We start from the raw sequence: 23,871 nt of genomic DNA on the forward strand, positions 1-23,871 counted from the left end.
CTTCGTGGATGCTGCCCTGGCTCCATCAGCCGTCCTGGTCGTCGTAGGTGTTCCATGCGTCGGAGTCGTCAGAGTACCCCGTACGCGCCGTCGGGCACGTCAAGCTCAATCGTGTCCGAGTGACGTCCCAGCTCGTTCAGGAGGGCAAACCTCGTGACGCCCGCGACGAACCCTCCAAGCGCGTTCGCCAGAAGGAGAAGGACCACCACGCCGACCGCGGCGATCACCACCGGCTTCGCGCCGGAGTTCGCGTTGTCCGGCGACGTCGTGGCCGATGCCGTCTCTATCACTGCGGGGCGCGTCGCGGCGTCCGCCTGGGCCATGCTCGTCTGGTCGCTCGCGACCGGTTGGGTGTCTGGCATGTATATCCTTTCTCTAACTCAGGGCATTATCATAGCAGCTGCGGCTACAGGCGCCCCTCCGTGAACACCTCGTCCCAGCTCATGCCCAGGCTCATGACGACGTCGCGGTCCGCGGGGAGCCACCCCACGTCCAGGAGCTCGTCGCGCGCAAGCCAGCGCTCTGCCTCGTGCTCCCTCGAGTGGGGCGCCTCGCCCGCGGCGGGGGTGCACGCGAACACGTCCATGCTCAGGTGGAAGTCGTCGTAGTCGTGCTCCACGGTGTCAAGGTAGAACACGCCGCCCAGCTCGCAGCCAAGCTCCTCCCTCACCTCGCGGCGCAGCGCCTGCTCCGGCGCCTCGCCCTTCTCGACCTTGCCGCCGGGGAACTCCCAGCCGTCCTTCATGTCGCCGTATCCGCGCTGGGCGGCGTACACGCGGTCGTCCCTCCAGATGACCGCCGCCACCACGCGAACCACTGGCCTGTCGTCCTGCGTGCCCATCAGTCGCGCACCTCTATCCTCACGATCGCGTACGGCTCTCCGTCCGGCCGCGCGAGCCTGACCGTGCGGCCGCCCTCGGAGCGAAACACCTGCGGCTCCACGGTGTCGTGCAAGAGCGCCATCGACTCGTACTGCACCGTGATGCGCCACGGCACAAGGGCCTGGCCTGTCTGCTCGAGCGCGTCGAGCGCCATCTGGATGTACTGCGCGTTGTTGACGTGGCCGTTCGTGTCCAGGTGCTGGCGCGTCACCGTGAGCGCGGGCGCGCATGCGAAGTCGCCTTCGACGTCGATCTTGCGCCGCGTGGGCGGCATGTCCAGGCGCGGCGTGTCCTCCAGGTAGGCCATCTGGGGCTCCGGGAACTTGATGGGCCGGCCGAGCTTCGTGTCGAACAGGAACCACAGCGAGTCCGCGCGCACGTACGGGGTGCCGTCCTGGCCCGATATGGTGAAGTTCCTGCTGGCGAGCAGGCGCTTCACGCCGTAGCACCATGTGCTGACGGCGATGGGCGTGTTGAAGCGCGGCAGGTCCTCGATCTCTATCTGCCAGGCGGAGAGAAACCACGCATAGTGGTTCCTCCTCATGTCGTCTAGGCCGATGCCAAGGCTCTCGCTCTGGAAGCACGAGCAGTCCTGCAGGTAGTTGACGAGCCCCAGAAGCGACAGCCGCGCGTCGCTTGCGCACTCGCTGTAGCGGACCCTGCTCTCGAACGTGTACATCTGTCTCCTATCGCATCGCAAAGGCCCCCGGACTCCGGGGGCCAAGGCGCTCTTGCTCCGTTGTGCTATCCCAGCTCGACGCGGTTCCTGCGGTCGAAGTACGGGCTCGCCTGGTCGACGACGAGCTTGTTGCACCGGGGGATGACGTGGGCCTTGTAGCCCATGACCATGCCGGGGATGGTGTCGCCGTCCACCTGCATGGGGATGGGCGAGTCGGACCTCACCTCGATCTCGCTGCCCGAGAAGTGCTCGATGAAGGGCCTGCCGCCCTTTGCCTGCTTGTCGAAGAGCCCCGTGAAGATGGGGACGAGCAGCTGGACGGCATCGGAGGTCTCGAGCACGATAACGTCGAGCTTGCCGTCGGACATGGAGCAGTCCGGCACGATCTGGATGTCGGCCTGCATCTTGGCGGTGTTCGCGACGATGCAGGCGATGCCGTCGCGCTCGAACGTCTCGCCGTCGACGGTGATGGTGAAGTGCTCCACCTTGGGGTGGGCGTTCGCGAGGGCCGCGGTGAAGTACGCGGCCTCGCCTATGATCTGCTTGTTGGGGATGGCCTCGCGCATGAGCACGGCGTCGTAGCCCGAGCCCGCCATGAGGCCGAAGCCGCGCGAGTCGCTGTTGCCGTCCGTGTCCGTCCACGAGATCTCGCCAAAGTCCGCGCGCACGAAGTAGCCGTCGCGGCACGCCTTCGCGATGGAGGCGGGCTCCGGGGCGTTCGCGAGGTTCTCGAACACGAGGTTCGCGGTACCAGAGGGGAAGACGCAGGTCAGGACGTTGCGGTCGCGCAGCTCGTACAGCAGGCTCGTCACGGTGCCGTCGCCGCCCGAAACGACGACGAGGTCGAAGGACTCCGCGTCGCGCAGCTCCTCCTCGCCCTGCGAGTTGGAGTCGAGGCCGCGGATGACGATCTCGTCGTCCTCGCGCATGAGCGCGTGGACAAAGTCGAATACGTCGATCGAGCTCATGCCCGACTTGAGGTTGTGAACGATGAGGATGCGCACGATGCCCTCCCGCCTTGTTATGTATCATGGTGTAGTCGCGCCGACGTCGCGAGCCATATCCACAAAGGATAGCGTAACGCCCGTCGGCGCAGGGCGAATGCTGACACAATCAACGAAAGAGCTTGCGTGTATATATCTGATTCAAAGGAGCTTGCCGCGTTCTGCGAGCGAGCCTCATCCTCGCGGGTGCTTGCCGTCGACACGGAGTTCCTGCGCGAGAAGACCTTCTATCCCAAGCTGTGCCTCATCCAGGTCGCGACGGAGGACGAGTCCGCGGCCATGGACCCCATCCTCATCCGCAACCTCTCGAGCCTCCGGGCGCTGTTCGAGGACGAGTCGATCACGAAGGTGTTCCACGCCTGCACCCAGGACCTCGAGGTCATCCTCGAGGAGATGGGCTGCATTCCCGCCCCCGTGTTCGACACGCAGGTCGCGGCCGCGTTTCTGGGCTACCGCCAGCAGATAGGCTACGGCGCCCTCGTGGAGGCGTGCTGCGGCGTGAGGCTCCCGAAGGCGGAGTCGCTCACGGACTGGTCGAGGCGCCCCCTCGACCCCGAGCAGCTGCAGTACGCGGAGGACGACGTGCGCTACCTGCCAGGCATATACCGGCAGATGACGGAGGAGCTCACGCGCCGCGGCAGGATATCGTGGATCGCCCCCGAGATGGCCGAGGTCACGAGTCGCGAGCACTTCTCGCGCCCCCCGGAGCTCGCGTACCTGCACCTGAAGCGCTCCGGCTCGCTCACGCGCAAGCAACTTGCAGTCGCGCGCGAGGTGAGCGCGTGGCGCGACGTGGTCGCGGCGGACCGCAACATCCCGCGCAAGTGGGTCGTGTCCGACGAGGTCATCATCGAGTCGTGCAAGCGAGTGCCGCGCTCCGTGGACAGGCTGCGCCGCATCCGCGGCACGGAGCAGCTGAGCGCGAAGGACGCGCAGGGCATGGTCGACGCCGTGGGCCGCGGCGTCGCGTGCCCGCCCGACGACTATCCCCAGACGAAGCGCCACGACCGCCCGTCCGCCGAGACGGAGAGCGTCGTGGACCTCATGTACGCGATGCTCCGCCTGATATCCGAGAAGAGCGGCGTCGCCACGCAGGTGATCGCGACGAGGGACGACCTGCTCGACGTCGCGAGCGGCAGGAAGGGGTCGCGGCTCATGAAGTCGTGGCGCTACGAGCTTGCCGGACGTGAGCTGGAGGGGCTGCTTTCCGGCAGCGTCGGGCTCACCGTGAAGGACGGCAGGGTGGAGCTGCTGTAGCCTCGGGCACGCCTCTCGTGCGCGACGTTCGCTACCGCGACGCCGCCTTTCGTGCCGGATTCGCGCGCAGCGAGCCCGACCGGCGACGCGGCTTACAGCAAATCGCGATTTGTTGTTTGGGCGCTGCGGCGCGGCCCCGATTGCGTTACGGGTTCGGCTCCGGGGGAATTTGTGTCCACCGCGTTGGGTACAAGGACTCCATACGTCTACTAGATCGGAGAATCACATGTACTACGGCTACGGCATGGACTACGCCTACCTAGGGATCATCATCCTCTCCATCGTCCTGGGCGGCATCACGCAGTCCTACATAAACTCCCAGTACAAGAAGTGGTCGCGTGTGCCGGCGTCCATGGGCAAGACCGGCGCCCAGGTCGCGCGCGCCATGCTCGACTCGTCCGGCGCCTCGTCCGTGGGCATCGGCACCGTCGACGGCCACCTGACTGACTACTTCGACCCGCGCGACAACAACCTGCACCTCTCGAGCGAGAACTACGAGGGGGGCTCCGTTGCGTCCGTCGCCGTCGCATGCCACGAGGCCGGCCATGCGGTCCAGACAGCGAAGGGCTACGCGTTCGGCCGCTTCCGCACGGCGCTCGTGCCCGTCGTAAACTTCACGTCGCGCACGTGGGCGATCGTCCTCGTCATCGGCATGGTGCTCGGCATCGCCGGCCTCACGCAGCTCGCGGTCGCGTTCTTCGCGTTCTCCGTGCTGTTCCAGCTCGTGACCCTCCCGGTCGAGATTGACGCGTCGCGCCGGGCCGTGCGCTACCTCTCCACGGCGGGCGGCGGCATCGACGAGCGCGGAGCGCGCCAGGTGCTGACGGCGGCGGCCCTCACGTACGTCGCCGCGGCCCTCATCTCCGTGCTCCAGCTGCTGTACCTGCTCGGACGCACGGGCGACAGGAACTAGCCGTGGGTGCTGCACAGGAGGGGCCGCTCTCGGTGCACGAGGCGGTCACCGTCGCCGGCGCGCACGTGGACGCCATACCCTCGCTAGTCGTAACGGGCGAGGTCAGCGGCTTCCGCGGCCCCAACGCGCGCTCTGGGCACTGCTACTTCCAGCTGAAGGACGACCAGTCCGCCATGGACGCCATCGTGTGGCGCGGCACGTACCAGAAGTGCGGCTTTGCGCTCAGGGACGGCCTGAAGGTCGTCATGGGCGGCAAGTTCAACGTGTACAAGGGCTCGGGCAGGCTCTCGTTCGTCGCGCGCACGGTGAGCCTCGCGGGCGAGGGTGCACTCAGGCAGAAGGTCGCGGAGCTCGCGCGCAGGCTCGAGGCAGAGGGCCTCATGGCGCAGGAGCGCAAGAGGCCCATCCCGCGCTTCTGCACGCGCGTGTGCGTCGTGACGTCGCTCTCCGGCAGCGTGATCGACGACGTGAAGCGCACGCTCGCGCGGCGAAACCCCCTCGTCCAGATTCAGGAGGTCGGCTGCTCCGTGCAGGGGCCCGGTGCGCCGGCGACGATCATCCGCGCGCTTCGCGTCGCCGCGGAGGCGCGGCCGGACGCCATCCTGCTCGTAAGGGGTGGCGGGTCCTTCGAGGACCTCATGACCTTCAACGACGAGGCGCTTGCGCGCGCCGTCGCGGCCAGCCCCGTGCCCGTCGTCACGGGCATCGGGCACGAGCCGGACACGTCCATCTGCGACATGGTGTCCGACAGGCGCTGCTCCACGCCCACGGCCGCGGCCGAGTCCGTGGCGCCCGCGCTCGAGGAGATCGTGGGCATGATAGAGGACCGCAGGACGCGCCTCGTGCGCACCATGCAGGGCATCGTCAGGGCAGACGTCGCGGCCGTCGACCAGCTGGACGGCTCTTCTCGCGTGGCGATGCGGGCGTACCTCGACAAGAGGCGCCTGTACGTGGAGTCCATGGCGTCGCGCAAGTGCCTGACGGACCCGTACTCCACCATCGAGGACAGGTCCGCCCAGCTCAACATGACGGAGGAGCGTCTCGCGGCCTCGATGCCCCGGCTGATCTCTCGTCTTGCGGACGGCGTCGAGGGCGACGCGCGATCGCTTCGAGGCGCCATGCCGGGCGCGCTCGCTCGTGCCGAGAAGGGCGTGTCCCAGAGCGGACGCGCGCTCGGCGTGCTGGGAACGAGGCTGCTCGCACCGTACGAGAGCGGGCTTGCGCGCATGGCGGGACAGCTGGACGCGCTCTCGCCGCTGAGGGTGCTCGGCAGGGGGTACGCGATCGCGCGGGGGCCGGCCGGCCACGTCGTGAGCGACGCCTCGAGGCTCGCCCCCGGCGACGCGGTGAGCGTGCTTCTGGGCAAGGGCTCGTTCGAGGCGACGGTGAGTGCCGTCGACACCGCAGGAAAATCCGCACCGGAACGCTGACGTAACGCATGCAACTTGGAGGAGACATGGCAGAGACCGAGTTCAGGAACATTGACGAGATGAGCTTCAAGGAGGCCTCCATCGAGCTGGAGCAGATCGTGAGGTCGCTCGAGGCGGGCGATCTGGAGCTCGAGGAGTCGCTCGCGCGCTACACGAGGGGCGTCGAGCTCCTGAAGAGCCTGCGCGAGCGCCTCGCGAACGCGGAGCAGAAGGTCCAGGTGCTGATGGACGCGTCCGACACGGACGTGAAGGCGGACAGCACCGCGGCGCCGGCGACGGCGTTCCTGGACGACTAGACGGCTTTCGGCAGGCGGAGAACGCAAACAAGGGAGAGTGCCAGCATGGCCAAGAAGGACGACTGCATCTTCTGCAAGATCGCGAACCACGACATCGAGTCCGACTACGTGTACGAGGACGACCTCGTGTGCGCGTTCAAGGACATGAACCCCCAGGCCCCGGTGCACGTGCTCGTGGTGCCGAAGGACCACTACGACAACATCGTGGACGACGTTCCCGGCGAGGTCCTCGCCGCGATGGCGAACGCGATCAAGGAGGTCGCGAAGAGGACCGGCATCGACAAGACCGGCTTCCGCGTCATAGCGAACACCGGCGAGGCGGCGGGCCAGACGGTCATGCACCTGCACATGCACGTGCTGGGCGAAAGCCCCTCGGCGAGAGGATCATCTAGCCGAATCTCCACGGATATGGTGGAGCTATGGCCCGCGGCACCTTTTTCCTGTGGCGAAAGAGGTGCCGCGGGTTTAATATGTCCAAGGTTCTTTAGTCATTTGGGCTTATCGAAGCTATGCGGTCATGCACCGCGCGAGAGGAGACTCATGATAGTACTCGTGATCAACGCCGGCAGCTCTTCGCTGAAGTACCAGCTGCTCGACACCGCGACCAAGAAGGTCTATGCAAAGGGCAACTGCGAGCGCATCGGCATCGACGGATCCTTCATCGGTCACGAGGAGAACGACGGCGGCAAGCAGAAGCTGGAGGTCGCCCTCCCTGACCACAAGACCGCCATCAAGCACGTCTTCGACATCCTGGCCGAGGCGGGCTTCGACACCGACAAGATCGAGGGCATCGGCCACCGCGTCGTCCAGGGCGGCTGGTACTTCCCCGAGTCCAAGGTCGTCACCGACGAGACCCTGGGCTGGGTGCGCGAGGTCGCGCCCCTGGCGCCGCTGCACAACTACGCAGAGGCCGACGTCATCGAGATCTGCCGCGAGATGTTCCCCTCCATCGGCAACGTGATCGTCGCCGACACCTCGTTCCACTACAACATGCCCGAGAAGGCCTGGCGCTACGCGCTGCCGCGTGACGTGGTCGACAAGCTGCACATCCGCAAGTACGGCGCTCACGGCACCTCTCACCGCTACATCTGGAAGACCACGAGCGAGTTTTTGAACGGCGACGTCCACAAGCTCGTCTCCTGCCACCTCGGCTCCGGCGCGTCCCTCTCCGCAATCGAGGACGGCCACGACATGGACACCACCATGGGCCTCACGCCGCTCGACGGCCTCATCATGGGCACCCGTTGCGGCACCATCGACCCCGCCACCGTCTGCTACCTCCAGCGCGTCGGTGGCTACTCTGTGGACGAGGTCGACACCATGATGAACAAGCAGTCCGGCCTGCTCGCCGTCTCCGGCGTCTCGTCCGACTCGCGCGACATCGAGGCCGGCGCGCACAACGGTGACGCCAACTGCCAGATGGCACTCGACATGTTCTACTACCGCACGAGCCAGCTCATCGCCGAGATGGCGCAGTCCATGCACGGCTTCGACACCATGGTCTTCACGGCCGGCATCGGCGAGAACTCCGCCGAGATGCGCCTGGGCGTCGCGAAGGAGCTCGAGTGGCTCGGCGTCAAGATCGACGAGAAGGCCAACGAGGTCCGCTCCGACGAGCCGCGCGTCATCAGCACCGACGACTCCAAGGTGAAGGTGCTCGTCGTCCCGACGAACGAGGAGCTCATGATCGCCCTCGACGTCGAGGCGCTGCTCGGCTAGAACTCAGCCTTCGGCCAAGGGGCCGCAGGGCGAGAAGAGCGCAAGAAACGGGGCGGATGGCGATACGGGTCGCCATCCGCCCTTTGTCGTGCCGGCCCGTTGTCTGGGCGAAATCTCACGTGCAAGGTCGCGAAGCGTCTCTGCGCGCCGCGCGGACGCTCGCTTGGAATGGGCGCGGCCCTACAGGGGCATGAGCGAGAACGACCACGCGCGCCTCTCGCCCGGCGCAAGCGTCGTCATGCCGCGCTTGTGCTCGAACTCGTCGTCCTCGTCGGTCGCGGTGGCGCAGCCGGTCCAAGGCTCGAGTGCCACGAAAGGCGCGTCGTTTGCGGCGGACCAGACGCCCAGGTAGTCAAAGCCGTCGAAGTCGACCTGCATGCCGTGGCCGGCGGGTCCCACCAGTCGCACGGAGCGGCCGGGCACGTCCTCGAACACGAGCGTGTCCACGTCGAACAGACGGCGCGTCAGCGCGAGCGTGTCGGCGTCTTCCAGGAGCTGGAAGCGGTCCTGGAAGTTCAGCAGGCCGGTCGACGTGTCGATGCGAGGGCTCGCGTACGTCCACGGCCGCGGAAACTCGAGGCGGTAGTCCGAGAAGGACTCGCCCTCGTCGCCGGCGACGGGGACGTTGAACGCGGGGTGTCCGCCGAGCACGAACGGCAGGGGAGAGTCGCCGGTGTTCGTGACCGTAAACGTCTGCGCGAGGCGGCCGTCGGCGGCGACATAGGTCGTGTCGAACTGGAAGTCGTACGGGAAGGACTGGCGCGTGGCGGCGGAGGAGCGAAGGCGGAACGCGAGCGTGCCGTCCGTGGAATCCAGCGCGTCGAACTCGCAGTTGCGCGCGAGGCCGTGGCGCCCCAGGCGCACCTCGCCCCCGCGGGAGTGGGCGCGGTCGTCGCGGATGTTGCCGACGATGGGGAAGAGCACGGGCGCCCTGCGCGGCCACCACGTGGGGTCTCCCTGCCACAGGTACTCGCGCCCGTCCTTGCGCAGGCTCATGAGCTGCTCGCCCTTGGAATCGACCGTGAACGCGAGGCCGCCGGCCTCGCACGAGTGCAACGACATGACTCCTCCTTCTGGCATGCGGCCCAAGGCGCGGATGGCAGATCTTCTCGGCCGCCGAATCTTGCGGATGACTTGATTGTAAACTCTCTTCTAACTTGCCGGTAATAGGTTCAAAATGTCATATGTGAAGAGTCCATGTTCGTCTTTTGGAGGTCCAATGGTAATTGAGGAGCTTGCAAAGTACGGCATCAACCACACCGATGACAGGACGGTCATAGACGGCTCCACGGCGGCGCTCGTCGAGAAGGCGCTCGAGCGCGGAGAGGGAACCCTCACGGAGACGGGTAGCCTGCGCGTCATCACGGGCGCGTACACGGGCCGCTCCCCGCACGACCGCTTCATCGTCGACACGCCGGACGTTCACGACAAAATCGCCTGGGGCAGCGTGAACGTGCCGTTTACGGTCGAGGGATACGAGAAGATCAGGGCGGAGGTCATCGGCTACCTATCGGAGCGCAGAATCTTCATGGTCCACGCGCTGGCCGGCGCCGACCGCCGCTACGCCCGCAAGGTGCTGGGCCTGTGCGAGCTCGCGAGCCAGGCGCTCTTCATGAGGCAGATGCTCGTGCGCCCGACTGAGGAGGAGCTCGAGGACTTTGGCGACGCTGACTTCGTCGTGATGGCAGCCCCGATGCTGAAGCTCGACCCGAAGGAGTACGGCACGAACTCCGAGGCCGCGGTGCTCCTGAACTTCGAGCGCCACGAGATCCTTGTTGTGGGCACGCAGTACTCCGGCGAGATCAAGAAGTCGATCTTCTCGATGATGAACTACCTGCTCCCGGTCGAGAACAACGTCCTGAGCATGCACTGCTCGTGCAACATGAACCCCCGCAGCCACGGCACCACGGTGTTCTTTGGGCTTTCCGGCACCGGCAAGACCACGCTTTCCGCCGCGGAGGACAGGCTCCTCATTGGCGACGACGAGCACGGCTGGGCGGATGACTCCGTCTTCAACATCGAGGGCGGCTGCTACGCGAAGACCATCAACATTACGCCCGAGACCGAGCCGCAGATCTTCAACGCGATCAAGTTCGGCTCCATCTGCGAGAACGTCGTGATCGACGCGAAGACCCGCAAGCCCGACTACTTCGACACGTCGCTCACCGAGAACGGTCGCGTCGCATACCCCGTTGAGTTCATCGACAACGCCGTGGTGAGGGGCGTCGCCAAGCGCACCCCGGACGTCGTGATATTCCTGACGTGCGACGCGTTTGGCGTGCTGCCCCCGATCTCGAAGCTGGACGAGAACTCGGCCATGTACCACTTCATGACCGGATTCACCTCGAAGGTCGCCGGCACGGAGCGCGGCATCAAGGAGCCTACGCCCACGTTCTCGTCGCTGTTTGGCGAGCCGTTCATGCCGCTTGACCCCATGGTGTACGCGGAGATGCTCGGCAAGCGCATCAGCACGGGCGGCACGCGCGTCTACCTGGTGAACACCGGCTGGAGCGGCGGCCCCTACGGCGTGGGCAGCCGCGTGAAGCTGAAGTACACGCGCCGCATGGTCGAGGCCGCGCAGTCCGGCATCATCGACGAGTGCGAGTTCGTGCACGACGACCGCTTCAACGTGGACGTGCCGACGGAGTGCCCCGGCGTTCCCGCGGAGCTGCTGAACCCGAAGGCCACGTGGGCGGACGGCGACGCATACGAGAGGACCGCGGAGAAGCTCGCGCGCATGTTCGAGGAGAACGCCCAGAAGCGCCTGACCTCCATGACGGAGGAGGTGCGTGCGGCAGGCCCGCATCCTCTGTCAAAGTAGCGAAACCGCGGCGGAGATTGCATCAAATTGGTTGTTCACCGTCGAATTTTGACATCTTACCGACGAATAAATGACCATCAATCGCTAGTCATATAGGTTATTGAGGGGGGCGCTGTCCGGCGTCCCCCTGTTTTTTTGGGAGCCGTCGAGGCTCCCGACGACTTGCCACGATTGGGGGAACTATGGCAAGAATGCACGTAATGGAACGTAGCGAGGCGCAGCAGATCATGGACGAGCTGCACGATGCGGTTGGTCGGCGCCTTGCGGTGAGCTCGCTGGCACCTTGCCCGGTGGAGTTCACGATGGCCTTCGTCGACATGTGCTCGACGCAGAGCTGCGGAAAGTGCACGCCGTGCCGCGTGGGCCTGAGGATGCTTCGGCACATGCTGTCGGACGTGCTCACCGGCAAGGCCACCATGCAGACGCTGGATGACATCGAGAGGCTCGCGAGGAGCATCTACCTGTCCGCCGACTGCGCCATCGGCTACGAGGCGGGTGCGATGGCGCTGAAGGCCATCCGCGGCTTCCACGACGACTTCGTTCACCACGTCACGCAGCGCGCCTGCGGGTTTACGCAGTCCCAGCTCGTGCCGTGCGTGTCCGGATGCCCGGCTGGCGTCGACATCCCGGGCTACATCGCGCTCGTGCGCGCCGGCAGGAACACCGACGCCGTGAGGCTCATCCGCAAGGACAACCCGCTGCCCCTGGTCTGCGGCCTCGTGTGCGAGCACCCGTGCGAGATGAACTGCCGCCGCGGCATGGTCGACGACCCGATGAACATCCGCGCCATCAAGCGCTACGCGTGCGAGCACATGGAGGGGGACTACGCCCCCAGCATGGCGGAGCCCACCGGAAAGAGGATCGCCGTCGTGGGCGGCGGCCCGGCCGGCCTGAGCTGCGCCTACTACCTCACGCTCATGGGGCACCACGTCACGATCCTAGAGCAGCGACACCACCTTGGCGGCATGCTGCGCTACGGCATCCCGGCGTACAGGCTCCCGCGCGAGCGCCTGGAGGGCGAGATCCAGTGGATCCTGGACCGCGGCATCGACGTCGAGCTCGACACGTCCGTGACGGACGTCGCGGCACTGCGCGAGAAGTACGATGCCGTGTACCTGGCGATCGGCGCCCACGCCGACAAGAAGCTCGGGCTCGAGGGCGAGGACGCCGACGGCGTCGAGTCCGCCGTGCAGATGCTGAGGGCCGTGGGCGACGGAGAGATGCCCGACTACACCGGACAGCGCGTGTGCGTCGTGGGCGGCGGCAACGTCGCGATGGACGTCGCGCGCACGAGCGTGCGCTGTGGCGCGGAGAAGGTCTCCATCATCTACCGCCGTCGCGTGGCGGACATGACCGCGCAGGACGAGGAGATCGCCGGCGCCCAGGCGGAGGGCTGCGAGCTGCTGGAGCTTAACGCGCCGCTGCGCATCTCCGTCGGCGAGGACGGCAAGGTGAACGGGCTCGTGGTGCAGCCCCAGATCATCGGCGAGGTGAAGAGGGGCCGTCCTTCTCCGCGTCCTGCGGACAAGCCGGAGGTGACCATCCCCTGCGAGCGCGTGATGGTGGCCATTGGCCAGGCGATTGACTCGAAGCCGTTCGAGGAGCATGGCGTCCAGACGAAGTGGGGGCGCATCGTGACCGACGCCGCGGCGGAGGTACCGGGGCTCGACGGCGTGTTCTCGGGAGGCGACTGCCAGACCGGCCCGGCCACGGTGATCCGCGCGATCAACGCCGGCAAGGTCGCGGCGGGCAACATCGACGGCTACCTGGGCTTCGAGCACAAGATCGAGCTCGACGTGGACATCCCGCAGGTGCAGTTCCAGGGGAAGATGGAGTGCGGCCGCTGCGAGACCACCTTCCGCGAGGCGGAGGAGCGCAAGGGCGACTTTGACGAGATCGAGAACGGCCTCACGACCGAGGAGGTCATGCAGGAGTGCTCCAGGTGCCTGCGTTGCGACCACTTTGGGTACGGCGCGTTCCGTGGCGGGAGGATCGTGGAATGGTAGAGCAGCTCAAGACGAAGGTCTCCGCGAGGGACGCGGAGAGGATCGTGACCGTCACGGTCGACGGCAAGCAGGTGCAGGTGCCCGGCAACACGACGATTCTGGACGCGTGCCGCAAGGCGGGCCAGAACGTCCCGACGCTCTGCTACCTGAGGGGCATCAACGAGATCGGCTCGTGCCGCGTGTGCGTGGTCGAGGTCGAGGGCGTGGACCAGCTGGTGGCCTCGTGCAACAACTACGTGCTGGACGGCATGAGCATCAAGACGAACAGCCCGAAGGTGCGCCTCGCGCGCCGCGAGAACGTGATGCTCTTGCTGGCGCAGCACGACACCACGTGCACCACGTGCGCGAGGGGCGGCAACTGCAAGCTGGCGGAGGTCTCGAACGACCTGGGGATCATCGACTTCCCGTACAAGAGCATCCTCGCGAACACCCCGTGGCCGCACGACTTCCCGCTCATCCGCAACAACGACAAGTGCATACGCTGCATGCGCTGCATCCAGATCTGCGACAAGGTGCAGGCCTCCCACGTCTGGGGCATCACGAACCGCGCGACCCACACCCTGGTGGACGTTGCCGGCGGCGCGAACATCCACGACGTGGACTGCACGCTGTGCGGCCAGTGCATCACGCACTGCCCGACGGGCGCCCTGCGCGAGCGCGACGACGTCATGCGCGTGTATGACGCCCTCGCCGACCCGGACGTCACCACGATCGTGCAGATAGCGCCCTCGGTCAGGACGAGCTGGGCCGAGCACTGGGGGCTTTCGGACGACAAGGCCACCATCGAGCACATGGTGGCGGCGCTGCGCCCGATGGGGTTTGACTACATCGTGAACACGGACTTCTCGGCGGACCTCACCATCATGGAGGAGGGGACCGAGCTTCTGGAGCACATGCGCAGGAACGCGAACGGCGGCTCCGGCTTCCCCATGTTCACGTCGTGCTGCCCGGGCTGGGTGCGCTTCGTGAAGGCGCACTACCCGGAGCTGGTGGACGACGTGTCGACGAGCAAGAGCCCGCAGCAGATGTTTGGCGCGGTGGTGAAGAGCTACTATGCCGAGATGCTGGGAATCGACCCGCACAAGATCTTCTCGCTGTCCATCATGCCGTGCGTCGCGAAGAAGGCGGAGTGCGCGTACCCCAACATGAACGACGCGTGCGGCGACCCGGACGTGGACTGCGTGCTGACGGTGCGCGAGGTGTCGCGCATGCTGCGCGCCGACCACGTGGACGTGGCGAACCTAGAGCCCGAGCCGTTTGACGAGCCGCTTGGCTATGGCACGGGCGCCGGCATCATCTTTGGCGCGACAGGAGGCGTCATGGAGGCGGCCCTGAGGACCGCGTACCACATCGTGACGGGCAAGGTGCCGAAGGACGACATGTTCGACGAGGTCAGGGGCCTGAAGGGCTGGAAGGAGGCCACGTTCGACATGGACGGCACCAAGGTCCGCGTCGCGGTGGCGTCCGGCCTGCAGAACGCGAAGGAGCTGTGCGACGCCATCCTGAGCGGCGAGGTGAGCTACGACTTTGCCGAGGTCATGGCATGTCCCGGCGGCTGCGTGGGCGGCGGCGGGCAGCCCATACACGACGGCGAGGAGCTCGCGGGAGCGCGCGGCAAGGTGCTGTACGGCCTGGACCGTGTGGCTAAGTATCGCAATTCCTACGAGAATCCGGACATCGTGAGGTGCTACGAGGAGTACTTTGGCGAGCCCATGAGCGAGCGCGCCGAGAGGCTCCTGCACACGGACCAGCACGGCTGGATGATGCCTGCGGAGTGGATTCGCCAGGCGGAGGAGGCGCCCGCGGCGGGGGAGTAGCCCGCGCGGCGTCGCATGGGCGCCGCGACCGCGAGGCATAGGCCAACGAGGCAGGCGAGGGCGGGCCGGGGTGGATGCTCCGGCCCGCCCCCTTGTGCTTCTCGGCGTTCCGTTGGTACGTGGCGTGCCTACGAACGCACGATTTGGCTCGGTGGGCGGCGTATGTTGACACATTGTCAAAACTGTTCGTTGCTACACAGACCCTTCACATATACCATCTGGGCGTAAGTTGACACGGTGTCAGCGAAGGAGGTGGCGATGTCGAAGGCAGAGGCGGCGGAGGCAAGGCGCGAGCAGATCGTCCGCGCGGCACGCGAGCTGTACGAGGAGCGCGGCATCGACCGCACCTCCGTGACGGACATCGCGGCGCGCGCCAGCATGACGCGAAGCCTGTTCTACCACTACTTCACGCACAAGGACGAGGTCACAGCCGCCATCCTGGACGGATACGTGCAGGGCTTCGTGGAGGCCGTGCGGCAGTGGGACGAGAAGCGCGTGCGCGGCGACGTCGCGGGCGCGCTCGGGAGCTGCGTCGCCATGCTGAGGCTGCACCTCTTCGACAGGGACTCGTTTCGCACCGACCTTCGCAAGAGCCAGAACGCCCAGCTCTACCAGCGCTTCAGCCAACAGGTCGCAAGCACGCTCGCCACGTACTTCTCGTCCGTGGTCGTGCCCGAGTACGCGTGCTACCACCACGTGGAGGTGCGCCATCCCTACGAGGAGTTCTACCTGCTGATCATCGGCCTCATGAGCTACATGAGGACCCATCCCGAGGCGCCGGACGAGCTCGTGGCGGACCTGATTTCCGACACGCTCCACCTAGACCTCGACCCAACCAACACCGCGGACTAGCCGCGCCGCGCGCGACGGCTTGCACGTGCCTGTCAGCCTCTCGAGAGGGGAAGTGTCATGTTGTTCGACCACAGTGCCAACCTGCCGTTCCAGCTTCTGGGCTGGGTGATGGTCTTCGTGGGGCTCATCGTGCTCAACGAGTTCGCCCGCAGGTCAAAGCTCGGCGGAATCGTGATGTTTGGCGTGCTGCCCGTCGCGATGACCGTGTACTGCGTCGCGATCGCCGTCGGCGTGGCCCAGGGCCAGCAGTGGGCGCTCACCAACCCGACGCACGTGTACCAGAACAGCTGGTTCCACTACGCGAAGGTGTATGCCGCGCTCGCCGGCTGCATAGGCTTCATGGCGATCAAGTACGAGTGGGGGAAGCTGGGCAAGGCCAGGTGGTTCCGCGCCTTCCCGTTCGTGATCGTCGCCATCAACATCCTGATCGCCGTGTGCTCCGACTTCGAGAGCGCGTACCACTACTTCGCGCTTGGCCAGTCCACGTGGGTCACGTCCGAGGGCGCCAAGCAGCTTGCCGGCTGGAACAACGTGTTCAACGGCGTCGCGGGCCTCATCAACATCTTCTGCATGACGGCGTGGTGGAGCGTGTACTCCTCCAAGGACGGCCGCGACATGCTCTGGCCCGACATGACGTGGGTCTTCATCGTGGCGTACGACGTCTGGAACTTCTGCTACACCTACAACTGCCTGCCGCACCACGCCTGGTACTGCGGCCTTGCCCTGCTGCTTGCGCCCACGGTGGCCAACGCCCTGTGGAACAAGGGCGCCTGGATCCAGAACCGCGCGAACACGCTTGCCATCTGGTGCATGTTCGCCCAGGTGTTTCCCGCGTTCCAGGAGAAGTCCGTCTTCGTGACGCACTCGACGCTGAACCCTGCCGTCGCGACCGCCGTCTCCGTCGTCGCGCTCGCGGCGAACGTCGCGGCCATCTGCTACATCGCGTACCGCGCGAAGAAGCTTGGCGTGAACCCGTACAAGCAGGACGTCTTCCGCGGCACGCGCGACTGGGAGCAGGCAACTGCCCGCCGCGCCGACGTGGCGTAGGCCCGCGCGCCCGCGCTTGCGGGTATGACATAAAGAAGTGGGGGCGCCGTCGCAGCACGTGGTCTGCGGCGGCGCCCCCGTTGCGCACGGAGCGCGTGCGCGGGTCGCTTAGTGGCGGCTACTCTGCCATCTGGGCCTGGACCGCGGTGATGGCCACGACGCCCACGATGTCGTCTGCGGAGCACCCGCGCGAGAGGTCGTTCACCGGCTTCGCGATACCCTGCAGGATCGGGCCGTACGCCTGGGCGCCGGCGAAGCGCTGGACGAGCTTGTAGCCGATGTTGCCGGCCTCGAGGTCCGGGAAGACCAGGACGTTCGCCTTGCCGGCGACGGCAGACCCCGGGGCCTTCAGCGCGGCGACGGACGGCACGAGCGCCGCGTCGAGCTGCAGGTCGCCGTCGACGGAGAGCTCGGGCGCCTTCTCGTGGGCGAGCTCGGTCGCCTCCTGGACCTTCGTCGGCACCTCGCCCTTGGCGGAGCCCATGGTGGAGAAGGACAGCATGGCCACCTTCGGCTGGGTGCCCATGTACTTCTCCCACGAGCCCGCGGACGCGATGGCGATCTCGGACAGCTCGTCCGCCGTGGGGTCGATGTTCAGGCCGCAGTCGGCGAACAGCAAGGTGCCGTCCTCGCCGTACTCCGCCTTGTCGGTGCACATGATGAAGAACGCGGACACGAGCTTCGTGCCGGGGGCGGTCTTCAGGATCTGCAGCGCCGGGCGCAGCGTGTTTGCGGTGGAGTGGCAGGCGCCGGAGACCAGGCCGTCGGCGTCGCCCATCTTGACCATCATGGTGCCGAGGTAGGTGGCGTCGTTCATCTGCTCCATGGCCTCGGGCAGCGTGACGCCCTTCTTCTTGCGGAGCTCGGCGAAGGCGGCAGCGTACTCGTCGTGCTTCTCGGCGTTGCGCGGGTCGATCACCGTGACGCCCGGCACGTCTATCTTGCTGGGGTCGCCTAGGATGATGAGGTTCGCCAGGCCCTCGGCGACGATCTTCTTCGCGGCCTCGATGGTCCTGGGATCCTCGCCCTCGGGCAGGACGATCGTCTTCTTGCTGGACTTGGCAGCCTTCTTCATTCTTTCCAGAAAATCGCTCATTAAAGCTCCTTTGCCTTGCCACGCGCGGCCAAAGCCACGCACTTGAACGACGATTGTGCACGTCGGCTGGGTATTTTCCCCGGCAGTCCTGTATTATATGCCCTCGTGATAGAATCGGCTCCGTGAACGCCCGCCGCGCGCGGGCCAGAGCAATGGTCGCCGCCGTGGATGGCGGCGCCAGTACATGAAGGGAATCAATCGACATGGGTATCACCAAAGGTCTTCCCGAGGGCTTCAACCCCCAGAACTACGACGTCATCGTCGTGGGCGCGGGATTCGCCGGCGCTGTCTGCGCACGTCGTCTTGCGGAGGCCTGCGGCGACAAGGTTGCCATCATCGAGCGCAGGGACCACATAGCCGGCAACGCGTACGACTGCTTGGATGACGCCGGGGTGCTGATCCACAAGTACGGTCCGCACATCTACCACACCCAGAGCGAGCGCGTGCACGAGTACCTCTCGCGCTTCACGGAGTGGACGGACTACAACCACAAGGTGCTGGCGAACATCCACGGCACGCTGATGCCCGTGCCCTTCAACCACCAGTCCCTGAAGCTCGCGTTTGGCGACGAGAAGGGCGAGCACCTGTACCAGAAGCTCGTGGCTGCCTTCGGCGAGGACAAGAAGGTCCCCATCATGGACCTCAGGGAGAAGAACGACCCCGAGCTCGCGGAGGTCGCGGACTACGTGTACGAGAACGTCTTCCTGCACTACACCATGAAGCAGTGGGGCAAGACGCCCGACCAGATCGACCCGTCCGTCATGGGCCGCGTGCCCGTCTTCGTCGGTGACGACGACCGCTACTTCCCGAAGGCCCCGCACCAGGGCATGCCCGCCGTCTCGTACACGGACCTCTTCGAGCACATGCTCGACCACGACCTCATCTCCGTGTTCCTGGACGTGGACGCCCGCGACCTGCTCTCCCTGGGCGACGGTCACGTCAACGTGTGCGGCCAGCCGTACGGCGGCGAGGTCATCTACACGGGCGCCCTCGACGAGCTGTTTGGCTTCGACCTCGGTGCGCTTCCGTACCGCACGGTCGACATGGTGTTCGAGACCCTGGACGAGGACCAGTTCCAGCCGGTCGGCACCGTCAACTACACCGTGTCCGAGAACTTCACCCGCATCACGGAGTTCAAGAACATGACCGGCCAGGTCGTTCCCGGCAAGACCACGATCCTGCGCGAGTACTCCAGGACGTACCTGCCCGGCGTGGGCGAGACCCCGTACTACGTCATTAACGAGCCGCAGAACATCGAGCTGTACAAGCGCTACAAGGCGCGCGTGGAGGACATCCTGAACTTCCACGTCGTCGGCAGGCTCGCGGAGTACCGCTACTACGACATGGACGGCGTCACGGCCTCGGCGCTCGAGCTGTCCGACGACCTCATCTCGAACCACTAGGAACAATCGATAGGGTGCCGGCCGTCGCTTGCGCGTCGGCCGGCTTTTGGCATGTAGGAACCATATGAACAAGATTCTGAGCTTCGGGATACCCTGCTACAACTCCTCCGCGTACATGGACCACTGCATCTCGTCCATCCTCGAGGGCAGCGACTACGCGGAGGACGTCCAGATCATCGTCGTGGACGACGGCTCCACCAAGGACGACACCCTCGCGAAGGCGCAGGACTGGGAGCGCCGGTACCCCGGCATCGTCAAGGCGGTCCACCAGGAGAATGGCGGACACGGCATCGCCGTCATGAAGGGGCTCGAGAACGCGGAGGGCACCTACTACAAGGTGGTCGACTCGGACGACTGGGTGGACGCGGACGCGCTGAAGGCGCTCCTGAGGCAGCTCAGGCGCTTCGAGGAGCTGGGCACGAGGGTGGATCTCGTCATATCCAACTACGTGTACGAGCACGTGGAGGACGGCAAGCAGAACTACGTGAGCTACGAGGCGCTCCCCAAGAACAAGATCTTCACCTGGGACGACATCGGCCACTTCAGCATGAGCAAGTACCTGCTCATGCACTCTCTCTGCTATCGTGCGGACGTGCTGCGCGACGGCGGCCTGCCCATGCCGCCCCACACGTTCTACGTGGACAACATCTATGCGTACGTGCCGTTCCCACGCTGCAAGACGTTGTACTACCTTCCGGTCGACCTCTACCGCTACTTCATCGGCCGCGAGGACCAGTCCGTCAACGAGAAGGTCCTCACCTCGCGCATCGACCACTACTGGCGCGTCGCGCGCGTCATGATGAAGTCGTACCACCTCTACGACGACATCAAGAGCGCGAAGCTCCGCAGCTACATGCTGAGCTACTTCACCATCATCATGGCGATTTGCTCCGTGTTCTCGCGCCTCTCGGACCGCCCCGACGCCATGGACGAGCTCGACAAGCTCTGGGCGGAGCTGAAGGCGTACGACCCGCGCATGTACCGTCACGCGAAGCACGGCGTCGTCGGCACGTTCACGAACCTTCCCACCAAGGTGGGCGAGAAGACCACCATCGGTCTGTACAAGGCCGCCCAGAAGCTCGTCAAGTTCAACTAGCCGCGCACGTGTCGCCGCACGCAGCACGCCGTGCGACGCGCGAGAGCCGCGTGCAAGGAGCGGGCGCCGGATAGCGTGCCGAAATGGCGCGCACAAAGGGGACCTTGTCGCAAATCGCGATTTGCGACAAGGTCCCCTTTTACGTTTTCGCAGCTAGAGGCACAAGTGACCCAATTCGCATATCGCGATATGCGAATTGGGCGAGCCGCGTCGCGCCATTCGGGACTACGTCGCGCCCCTCAGGCCCGCACGTCGCGCATGGCCGCTATCCCAGGTCGCCGCCGATTGCGACGTAGCCCTTGATGAGCTTCGTGCGGCGCTTCGTGCCAGGGGGAAAGGTCTTGTCCACCAGAGGCATGATGCCCTTGAAGATGACGCTCACCTTCGCGCGGTCGAGCTTGCCCGCGACGGTGGTCTGGGACTGCTGCAGGCGCTCCTCCAGCACGTCGGCAAACGCGCTCCTCTTGGCATAGTCCCAGAAGTAGGCACCCATGTCGCAGTCGGGGTAGTCCCACGGGCGGTCGTCCGGCCCGGCGTAGTGCACGATGGCGGGGTCCTGCCGCGCGGTCTCGTACTGCTCGCGGAGCTCCTCCGGGGCCTGGGCGATGATCTTCTCGCGCCTTATGCCCTTCCAGTCCATCAGGGTGTTCCAGCGCATGTCCACGCGGACGTAGTTGCCGTCGGCCAGCATGTTCAGGATGTCCTGGTCCAGCCAGCGCCACACGTGGACGGTCGACAGGCTCAGCATGTCCGCGACCGTGAACGCGTAGCGGAACGCCTCGAGGTTCATCACGAGCACGCCCGCCTGGAAGTACTGCATGGGGTCCGTGAGCTTGATCTCGTTCTCGAGGTACGGCCCGACGGTGCCGTCGTAGCCCAGCATCATGCCAACGGTGTCCGCGTCGCGCGTGGCCCCCAGGAGGCAGCCCTCGACGTCCGTGTCAAACAGCTCCGCCACGTCCGTGAGCGCCACGAGGTCGCTGTCTAGGTACACGGCCTTCTTCACGTTGGGAAGGAGCCATGGCGCCAGCAGGCGGAAGAACGTCTCGGGCCTGAAGTGGCCGTGGTGGGGGAGCTTCGTGCCCTTGAGTGCGACCTCCGGGTTCAGGAAGCCAAGCGACATGTTGGGGTAGGGGAGGTGCCCCACAAGGGAGTCGATGGTGCGCTGCGTCAGGTCGCGCGTGAGCACCACGATGTCGTAGTGGCGCTCCGGTGACATGTGCTCGACGATGGACTGGATGGCCACCGCGGTGTACGGCACGAAGTACTCGTTGCACGCAAGCAGGATGACCACGTCGTCGAGGGCGAGGCCCATCTCCTCGACGGTGCACGAGAGCCTGGTGAGCATGCCGGGTTCAGACGATGAGCTGGTAGGCATAAAACCCCATAGGTGCCTGAGCTGGCTTGGGCGCCGGCGCAGGCGAGACAAGTTGCTGATGTGACAACGTGAGTGTATCAGAGCGCAAAACGCGGCCCCCGCTCGCGCCACAGATTGCCGATAGGTAACACGATACGCGCCGTGGGCGAGAAGGGCGCGGCCCCTCTGTGGCGTCAGAGGTCGCTGGCCGCGGTGAAGCCGTACGCGGAGCGTGCCTCGCGGGCACCGCGCACGATGGCCCCCTCGAGGGCCCTCACGGCGAGCATGCCCACCGCGTCCACGGGCGCCTCGACCGAGCCCGTCGCCATCACGAACACGGTGTCGCCGTCGTTCGTGGTGTGCGTGGGCATTATGGCGTGCGCGTACGCGTCCGCGGACATCTGGGCCACCTTCGTGGCCTGCGCCTTCGTCAGGCGGGCGTTCGTTACCACGCAGCTGATGGTCGTGTTCGACCTCAGCCACGGCGCGGCGGCCGCAACGGCGGCGATCGGGTCCGCATCGACCGCGATCGAGCGCCCGTCCTGGGCAAGAGCGCCTGCCACGGGGGCGCCGGTCGCGGGGTCCACGACGTTTCCCAGGGCGTTCACGGCAGCGACGGCGCCGCACACGAGCTTTCCCGCACGCTCCACGTGCTCACCCAGGCCGGACTTCATCGCGCGCTCGGGCCCCAGGAACTTGCCGACGGTGCACCCCGTGCCGGCGCCGTGGTTGCCGCACGCGAGGGGCCCGTGCGGGCCGTCCAGCGCCAGGGCGGCAGCACGTGCCCCGTCCGCGGCCGTGGGCCGCACGTCGGGGGCGCCGCACGCAAGGTCGAACAGGCACGCGGAGGATACGATCGGCACCCTGCCCACGCCCACGTCCACCCCTATGCCGCGCCGCTCCAGCTCCTCCGCGACGCCGCACGAGGCTGAAAGCCCAAACGCGCTGCCGCCGGACAGCACCACGGCATGCAGCACGTCCACGGTCTCCTCCGGCCTCAGCAGGTCAGTCTCGCGCGAGGCGGGCGCCCCTCCGCGCACGTCCACGGCGCCCGTGGCGCCCCGTGGGCACACGATCACGGTGCAGCCCGTGCCGGCCCCCTCGTTCGTGACGCTCGCGGCGTACACGCCGTCTATCTGCGCGACGCCCCCAAGGGGCCCGAGGCACTCGCCGCCCGAAGTCACGACTCCCGATCCTACCTGCCCAGACATGGCTCTCCTCTCAGCGCGCTGCATACGACGGACACCTTGCCTCCCGCGCCCTCTCCCACAAGCGCGTCCAGCTCTCGCGCAAGACGCGCCACGGGGAGCCCCACGATGTTGAAGTAGTCCCCCTCGATCCCGCTCACGAGCAGCCGGCCGTGCCCCTGTATGCCGTACGAGCCCGCCTTGTCGCGCGGCTCGCCGCTTTGGACGTACGCGTCGATCTGGTCGGGCGAAAGCTCGAAGAACGTGACGGAGCTCGTCTCCACGAACGAGGCCTCGCCCGCGGGTGCCAGCATGCACACGCCCGTCGAGACGTGGTGCGTCCTTCCGGACAGGCGCGTCAGCATGGCGCGCGCGTCCTCGTCGTCGTGGGGCTTTCCCAGCTCCAGGCCGTCTATCCACACCGTGGTGTCCGCCGCGATGACGACCTGGCCCAGGAGCTTGTCGGGCAGGCCCTTCTCGCATGCGCGCGCCTTCTGGCACGCAAGGCGCAGCACGAGGCCGGTGGGAGACTCGCCGGGACGCGGGGTCTCGTCGATGTTCGCGGGGCGCACGACGGGCGAGAAGCCCATCTGCCGTAGCAGCTCGAGCCTGCGGGGCGAGCCAGATGCCAGGATCATGGCGTTCCTTTCCGGCGACGACTGCGCACGCGGGCGCGCGGCATGCGTCGCACAAAAACGGGGCCGCCCGAGGGCGACCCCAACATTCTAGGCGAATCGCTGTGCGACGTGCCCGAGGCTACTCGACGGTGATGGCGCCGACGGGGCAGCCCTCCTCGGCCTCCTTGGCGGCATCCTCGTACTCCTCGGGGATGTCCTCGTCGATGGCGACGGCGACGCCCTCGTCGCCGATGCTGAAGACGGCGTCACACGTGCTCTCGCAGAGGCCGCAGCCGATGCACTCTTCGCTCACAGTAGCCTTCATGGTGAATTCCTCTCCTAGACCCTTGGGTCCCATACCCAAGTGGGTTACATGACTTTTTTACTCTAAAG

At 66.2% G+C, this 23,871-nt stretch carries 22 protein-coding genes and 1 pseudogene; 13 read left to right on the top strand and 10 right to left on the bottom strand.

Going from position 1 to position 23,871, the window contains the following annotated elements; all coding sequences use genetic code 11:
- Positions 1 to 68: 68 nt before the first annotated feature.
- From HF885_RS05940 to HF885_RS10640, 4 genes are all read right to left on the bottom strand, one after another.
- On the bottom strand, positions 69 to 362 hold the full coding sequence (locus HF885_RS05940; RefSeq protein WP_170104012.1) for a hypothetical protein: 294 nt from the start codon (positions 360 to 362) through the stop codon (positions 69 to 71).
- 44 nt (positions 363 to 406) lie between these two features.
- A complete protein-coding gene (locus HF885_RS05945; RefSeq protein WP_170104014.1) occupies positions 407 to 841 on the bottom strand; it encodes a (deoxy)nucleoside triphosphate pyrophosphohydrolase in 435 nt (144 codons plus the stop codon).
- On the bottom strand, positions 841 to 1,560 hold the full coding sequence (locus HF885_RS05950) for an acyl-[acyl-carrier-protein] thioesterase (RefSeq protein WP_170104015.1): 720 nt from the start codon (positions 1,558 to 1,560) through the stop codon (positions 841 to 843). The genes HF885_RS05945 and HF885_RS05950 overlap by 1 nt, the downstream gene beginning before the upstream one ends.
- 65 nt (positions 1,561 to 1,625) lie before the next feature.
- Positions 1,626 to 2,564: a diacylglycerol/lipid kinase family protein gene (locus HF885_RS10640; RefSeq protein WP_170104017.1), complete on the bottom strand. Its 939-nt coding sequence runs from the start codon at positions 2,562 to 2,564 to the stop codon at positions 1,626 to 1,628.
- A 126-nt stretch (positions 2,565 to 2,690) separates the two neighbouring features.
- Between HF885_RS10640 and rnd the strand changes: the two genes are divergently transcribed.
- From rnd to HF885_RS05985, 6 genes and pseudogenes are all read left to right on the top strand, one after another.
- On the top strand, positions 2,691 to 3,821 hold the full coding sequence (rnd, locus tag HF885_RS05960; protein WP_170104019.1) for a ribonuclease D: 1,131 nt from the start codon (positions 2,691 to 2,693) through the stop codon (positions 3,819 to 3,821).
- 226 nt (positions 3,822 to 4,047) lie between these two features.
- Complete coding sequence (locus HF885_RS05965; RefSeq protein WP_170104020.1) at positions 4,048 to 4,734, top strand: zinc metallopeptidase; 687 nt, start codon at positions 4,048 to 4,050, stop codon at positions 4,732 to 4,734.
- Between the two features lie 2 nt (positions 4,735 to 4,736).
- Positions 4,737 to 6,164 carry an exodeoxyribonuclease VII large subunit gene (gene xseA / locus HF885_RS05970; RefSeq protein ID WP_170104022.1) on the top strand — a complete coding sequence of 476 codons (1,428 nt, stop codon included), beginning with the start codon at positions 4,737 to 4,739 and terminating at the stop codon, positions 6,162 to 6,164.
- 26 nt (positions 6,165 to 6,190) lie between these two features.
- On the top strand, positions 6,191 to 6,460 hold the full coding sequence (gene xseB / locus HF885_RS05975; protein ID WP_170104024.1) for an exodeoxyribonuclease VII small subunit: 270 nt from the start codon (positions 6,191 to 6,193) through the stop codon (positions 6,458 to 6,460).
- 45 nt (positions 6,461 to 6,505) lie between these two features.
- Positions 6,506 to 6,787, top strand: a pseudogene (locus HF885_RS05980) (HIT domain-containing protein); the annotation flags it as partial.
- A 213-nt stretch (positions 6,788 to 7,000) separates the two neighbouring features.
- Positions 7,001 to 8,179 carry an acetate/propionate family kinase gene (locus HF885_RS05985; RefSeq protein WP_170104168.1) on the top strand — a complete coding sequence of 393 codons (1,179 nt, stop codon included), beginning with the start codon at positions 7,001 to 7,003 and terminating at the stop codon, positions 8,177 to 8,179.
- 180 nt (positions 8,180 to 8,359) lie between these two features.
- Here the strand turns inward: HF885_RS05985 and HF885_RS05990 are convergent, their stop codons facing one another.
- Entirely contained in the window at positions 8,360 to 9,241 is an 882-nt protein-coding gene (locus HF885_RS05990; protein ID WP_170104026.1) for an aldose 1-epimerase family protein, read from the bottom strand.
- Positions 9,242 to 9,398: 157 nt separating this feature from the next.
- Here HF885_RS05990 and pckA point away from each other — a divergent pair, with 157 nt between their 5' ends.
- From pckA to HF885_RS06015, 5 genes are all read left to right on the top strand, one after another.
- Positions 9,399 to 11,000 (top strand): phosphoenolpyruvate carboxykinase (ATP), encoded by a 1,602-nt coding sequence (pckA, locus tag HF885_RS05995; protein ID WP_170104028.1) that lies wholly within the window; start codon positions 9,399 to 9,401, stop codon positions 10,998 to 11,000.
- Between the two features lie 200 nt (positions 11,001 to 11,200).
- Entirely contained in the window at positions 11,201 to 13,006 is a 1,806-nt protein-coding gene (locus tag HF885_RS06000; RefSeq protein WP_235927335.1) for an NAD(P)-binding protein, read from the top strand.
- Positions 13,000 to 14,823, top strand: coding sequence for a [FeFe] hydrogenase, group A (locus tag HF885_RS06005; RefSeq protein WP_206109823.1), 1,824 nt, complete (start codon positions 13,000 to 13,002; stop codon positions 14,821 to 14,823). The genes HF885_RS06000 and HF885_RS06005 overlap by 7 nt, the downstream gene beginning before the upstream one ends.
- A 258-nt stretch (positions 14,824 to 15,081) precedes the next feature.
- Positions 15,082 to 15,675, top strand: coding sequence for a TetR/AcrR family transcriptional regulator (locus HF885_RS06010; protein WP_170104030.1), 594 nt, complete (start codon positions 15,082 to 15,084; stop codon positions 15,673 to 15,675).
- A 57-nt stretch (positions 15,676 to 15,732) separates the two neighbouring features.
- Positions 15,733 to 16,722: a DUF5692 family protein gene (locus tag HF885_RS06015; protein WP_170104031.1), complete on the top strand. Its 990-nt coding sequence runs from the start codon at positions 15,733 to 15,735 to the stop codon at positions 16,720 to 16,722.
- Positions 16,723 to 16,840: 118 nt separating this feature from the next.
- Here the strand turns inward: HF885_RS06015 and pta are convergent, their stop codons facing one another.
- A complete protein-coding gene (gene pta / locus HF885_RS06020) occupies positions 16,841 to 17,818 on the bottom strand; it encodes a phosphate acetyltransferase (RefSeq protein WP_170104032.1) in 978 nt (325 codons plus the stop codon).
- A 203-nt stretch (positions 17,819 to 18,021) separates the two neighbouring features.
- Here pta and glf point away from each other — a divergent pair, with 203 nt between their 5' ends.
- Positions 18,022 to 19,221: a UDP-galactopyranose mutase gene (gene glf / locus HF885_RS06025; protein ID WP_170104033.1), complete on the top strand. Its 1,200-nt coding sequence runs from the start codon at positions 18,022 to 18,024 to the stop codon at positions 19,219 to 19,221.
- Positions 19,222 to 19,285: 64 nt separating this feature from the next.
- Positions 19,286 to 20,317, top strand: coding sequence for a glycosyltransferase family 2 protein (locus HF885_RS06030; protein ID WP_170104034.1), 1,032 nt, complete (start codon positions 19,286 to 19,288; stop codon positions 20,315 to 20,317).
- A gap of 265 nt (positions 20,318 to 20,582) precedes the next feature.
- Here the strand turns inward: HF885_RS06030 and HF885_RS06035 are convergent, their stop codons facing one another.
- From HF885_RS06035 to HF885_RS06050, 4 genes are all read right to left on the bottom strand, one after another.
- Positions 20,583 to 21,695: a glycosyltransferase family 8 protein gene (locus HF885_RS06035; protein WP_170104035.1), complete on the bottom strand. Its 1,113-nt coding sequence runs from the start codon at positions 21,693 to 21,695 to the stop codon at positions 20,583 to 20,585.
- Between the two features lie 173 nt (positions 21,696 to 21,868).
- Positions 21,869 to 22,885, bottom strand: a complete 1,017-nt coding sequence (locus tag HF885_RS06040; RefSeq protein WP_170104037.1) for a P1 family peptidase — start codon at positions 22,883 to 22,885, stop codon at positions 21,869 to 21,871.
- Positions 22,870 to 23,499: a Maf family protein gene (locus HF885_RS06045; RefSeq protein WP_170104038.1), complete on the bottom strand. Its 630-nt coding sequence runs from the start codon at positions 23,497 to 23,499 to the stop codon at positions 22,870 to 22,872. The genes HF885_RS06040 and HF885_RS06045 overlap by 16 nt, the downstream gene beginning before the upstream one ends.
- A 118-nt stretch (positions 23,500 to 23,617) precedes the next feature.
- Complete coding sequence (locus HF885_RS06050; protein ID WP_170104040.1) at positions 23,618 to 23,803, bottom strand: ferredoxin; 186 nt, start codon at positions 23,801 to 23,803, stop codon at positions 23,618 to 23,620.
- Positions 23,804 to 23,871 lie beyond the last annotated feature (68 nt).

This window comes from Parafannyhessea umbonata (assembly GCF_012844235.1).
Classification (GTDB): Bacteria; Actinomycetota; Coriobacteriia; order Coriobacteriales; family Atopobiaceae; genus Parafannyhessea.

Coding starts and splice junctions, on each gene's coding strand:
- HF885_RS06035 (WP_170104035.1), bottom strand. CDS start 21,695: ATGCCTACCAGCTCATCGTCTGAACCCGGCATGCTCACCAGGCTCTCG.
- HF885_RS06000 (WP_235927335.1), top strand. CDS start 11,201: ATGGAACGTAGCGAGGCGCAGCAGATCATGGACGAGCTGCACGATGCG.
- HF885_RS06045 (WP_170104038.1), bottom strand. CDS start 23,499: ATGATCCTGGCATCTGGCTCGCCCCGCAGGCTCGAGCTGCTACGGCAG.
- HF885_RS05940 (WP_170104012.1), bottom strand. CDS start 362: ATGCCAGACACCCAACCGGTCGCGAGCGACCAGACGAGCATGGCCCAG.
- pckA (WP_170104028.1), top strand. CDS start 9,399: ATGGTAATTGAGGAGCTTGCAAAGTACGGCATCAACCACACCGATGAC.
- HF885_RS05945 (WP_170104014.1), bottom strand. CDS start 841: ATGGGCACGCAGGACGACAGGCCAGTGGTTCGCGTGGTGGCGGCGGTC.
- HF885_RS05990 (WP_170104026.1), bottom strand. CDS start 9,241: ATGTCGTTGCACTCGTGCGAGGCCGGCGGCCTCGCGTTCACGGTCGAT.
- HF885_RS05985 (WP_170104168.1), top strand. CDS start 7,001: ATGATAGTACTCGTGATCAACGCCGGCAGCTCTTCGCTGAAGTACCAG.
- HF885_RS06005 (WP_206109823.1), top strand. CDS start 13,000: ATGGTAGAGCAGCTCAAGACGAAGGTCTCCGCGAGGGACGCGGAGAGG.
- pta (WP_170104032.1), bottom strand. CDS start 17,818: ATGAGCGATTTTCTGGAAAGAATGAAGAAGGCTGCCAAGTCCAGCAAG.
- HF885_RS06030 (WP_170104034.1), top strand. CDS start 19,286: ATGAACAAGATTCTGAGCTTCGGGATACCCTGCTACAACTCCTCCGCG.
- HF885_RS05950 (WP_170104015.1), bottom strand. CDS start 1,560: ATGTACACGTTCGAGAGCAGGGTCCGCTACAGCGAGTGCGCAAGCGAC.
- HF885_RS06040 (WP_170104037.1), bottom strand. CDS start 22,885: ATGTCTGGGCAGGTAGGATCGGGAGTCGTGACTTCGGGCGGCGAGTGC.
- HF885_RS05965 (WP_170104020.1), top strand. CDS start 4,048: ATGTACTACGGCTACGGCATGGACTACGCCTACCTAGGGATCATCATC.
- HF885_RS06010 (WP_170104030.1), top strand. CDS start 15,082: ATGTCGAAGGCAGAGGCGGCGGAGGCAAGGCGCGAGCAGATCGTCCGC.
- glf (WP_170104033.1), top strand. CDS start 18,022: ATGGGTATCACCAAAGGTCTTCCCGAGGGCTTCAACCCCCAGAACTAC.
- HF885_RS06050 (WP_170104040.1), bottom strand. CDS start 23,803: ATGAAGGCTACTGTGAGCGAAGAGTGCATCGGCTGCGGCCTCTGCGAG.
- xseB (WP_170104024.1), top strand. CDS start 6,191: ATGGCAGAGACCGAGTTCAGGAACATTGACGAGATGAGCTTCAAGGAG.
- HF885_RS06015 (WP_170104031.1), top strand. CDS start 15,733: ATGTTGTTCGACCACAGTGCCAACCTGCCGTTCCAGCTTCTGGGCTGG.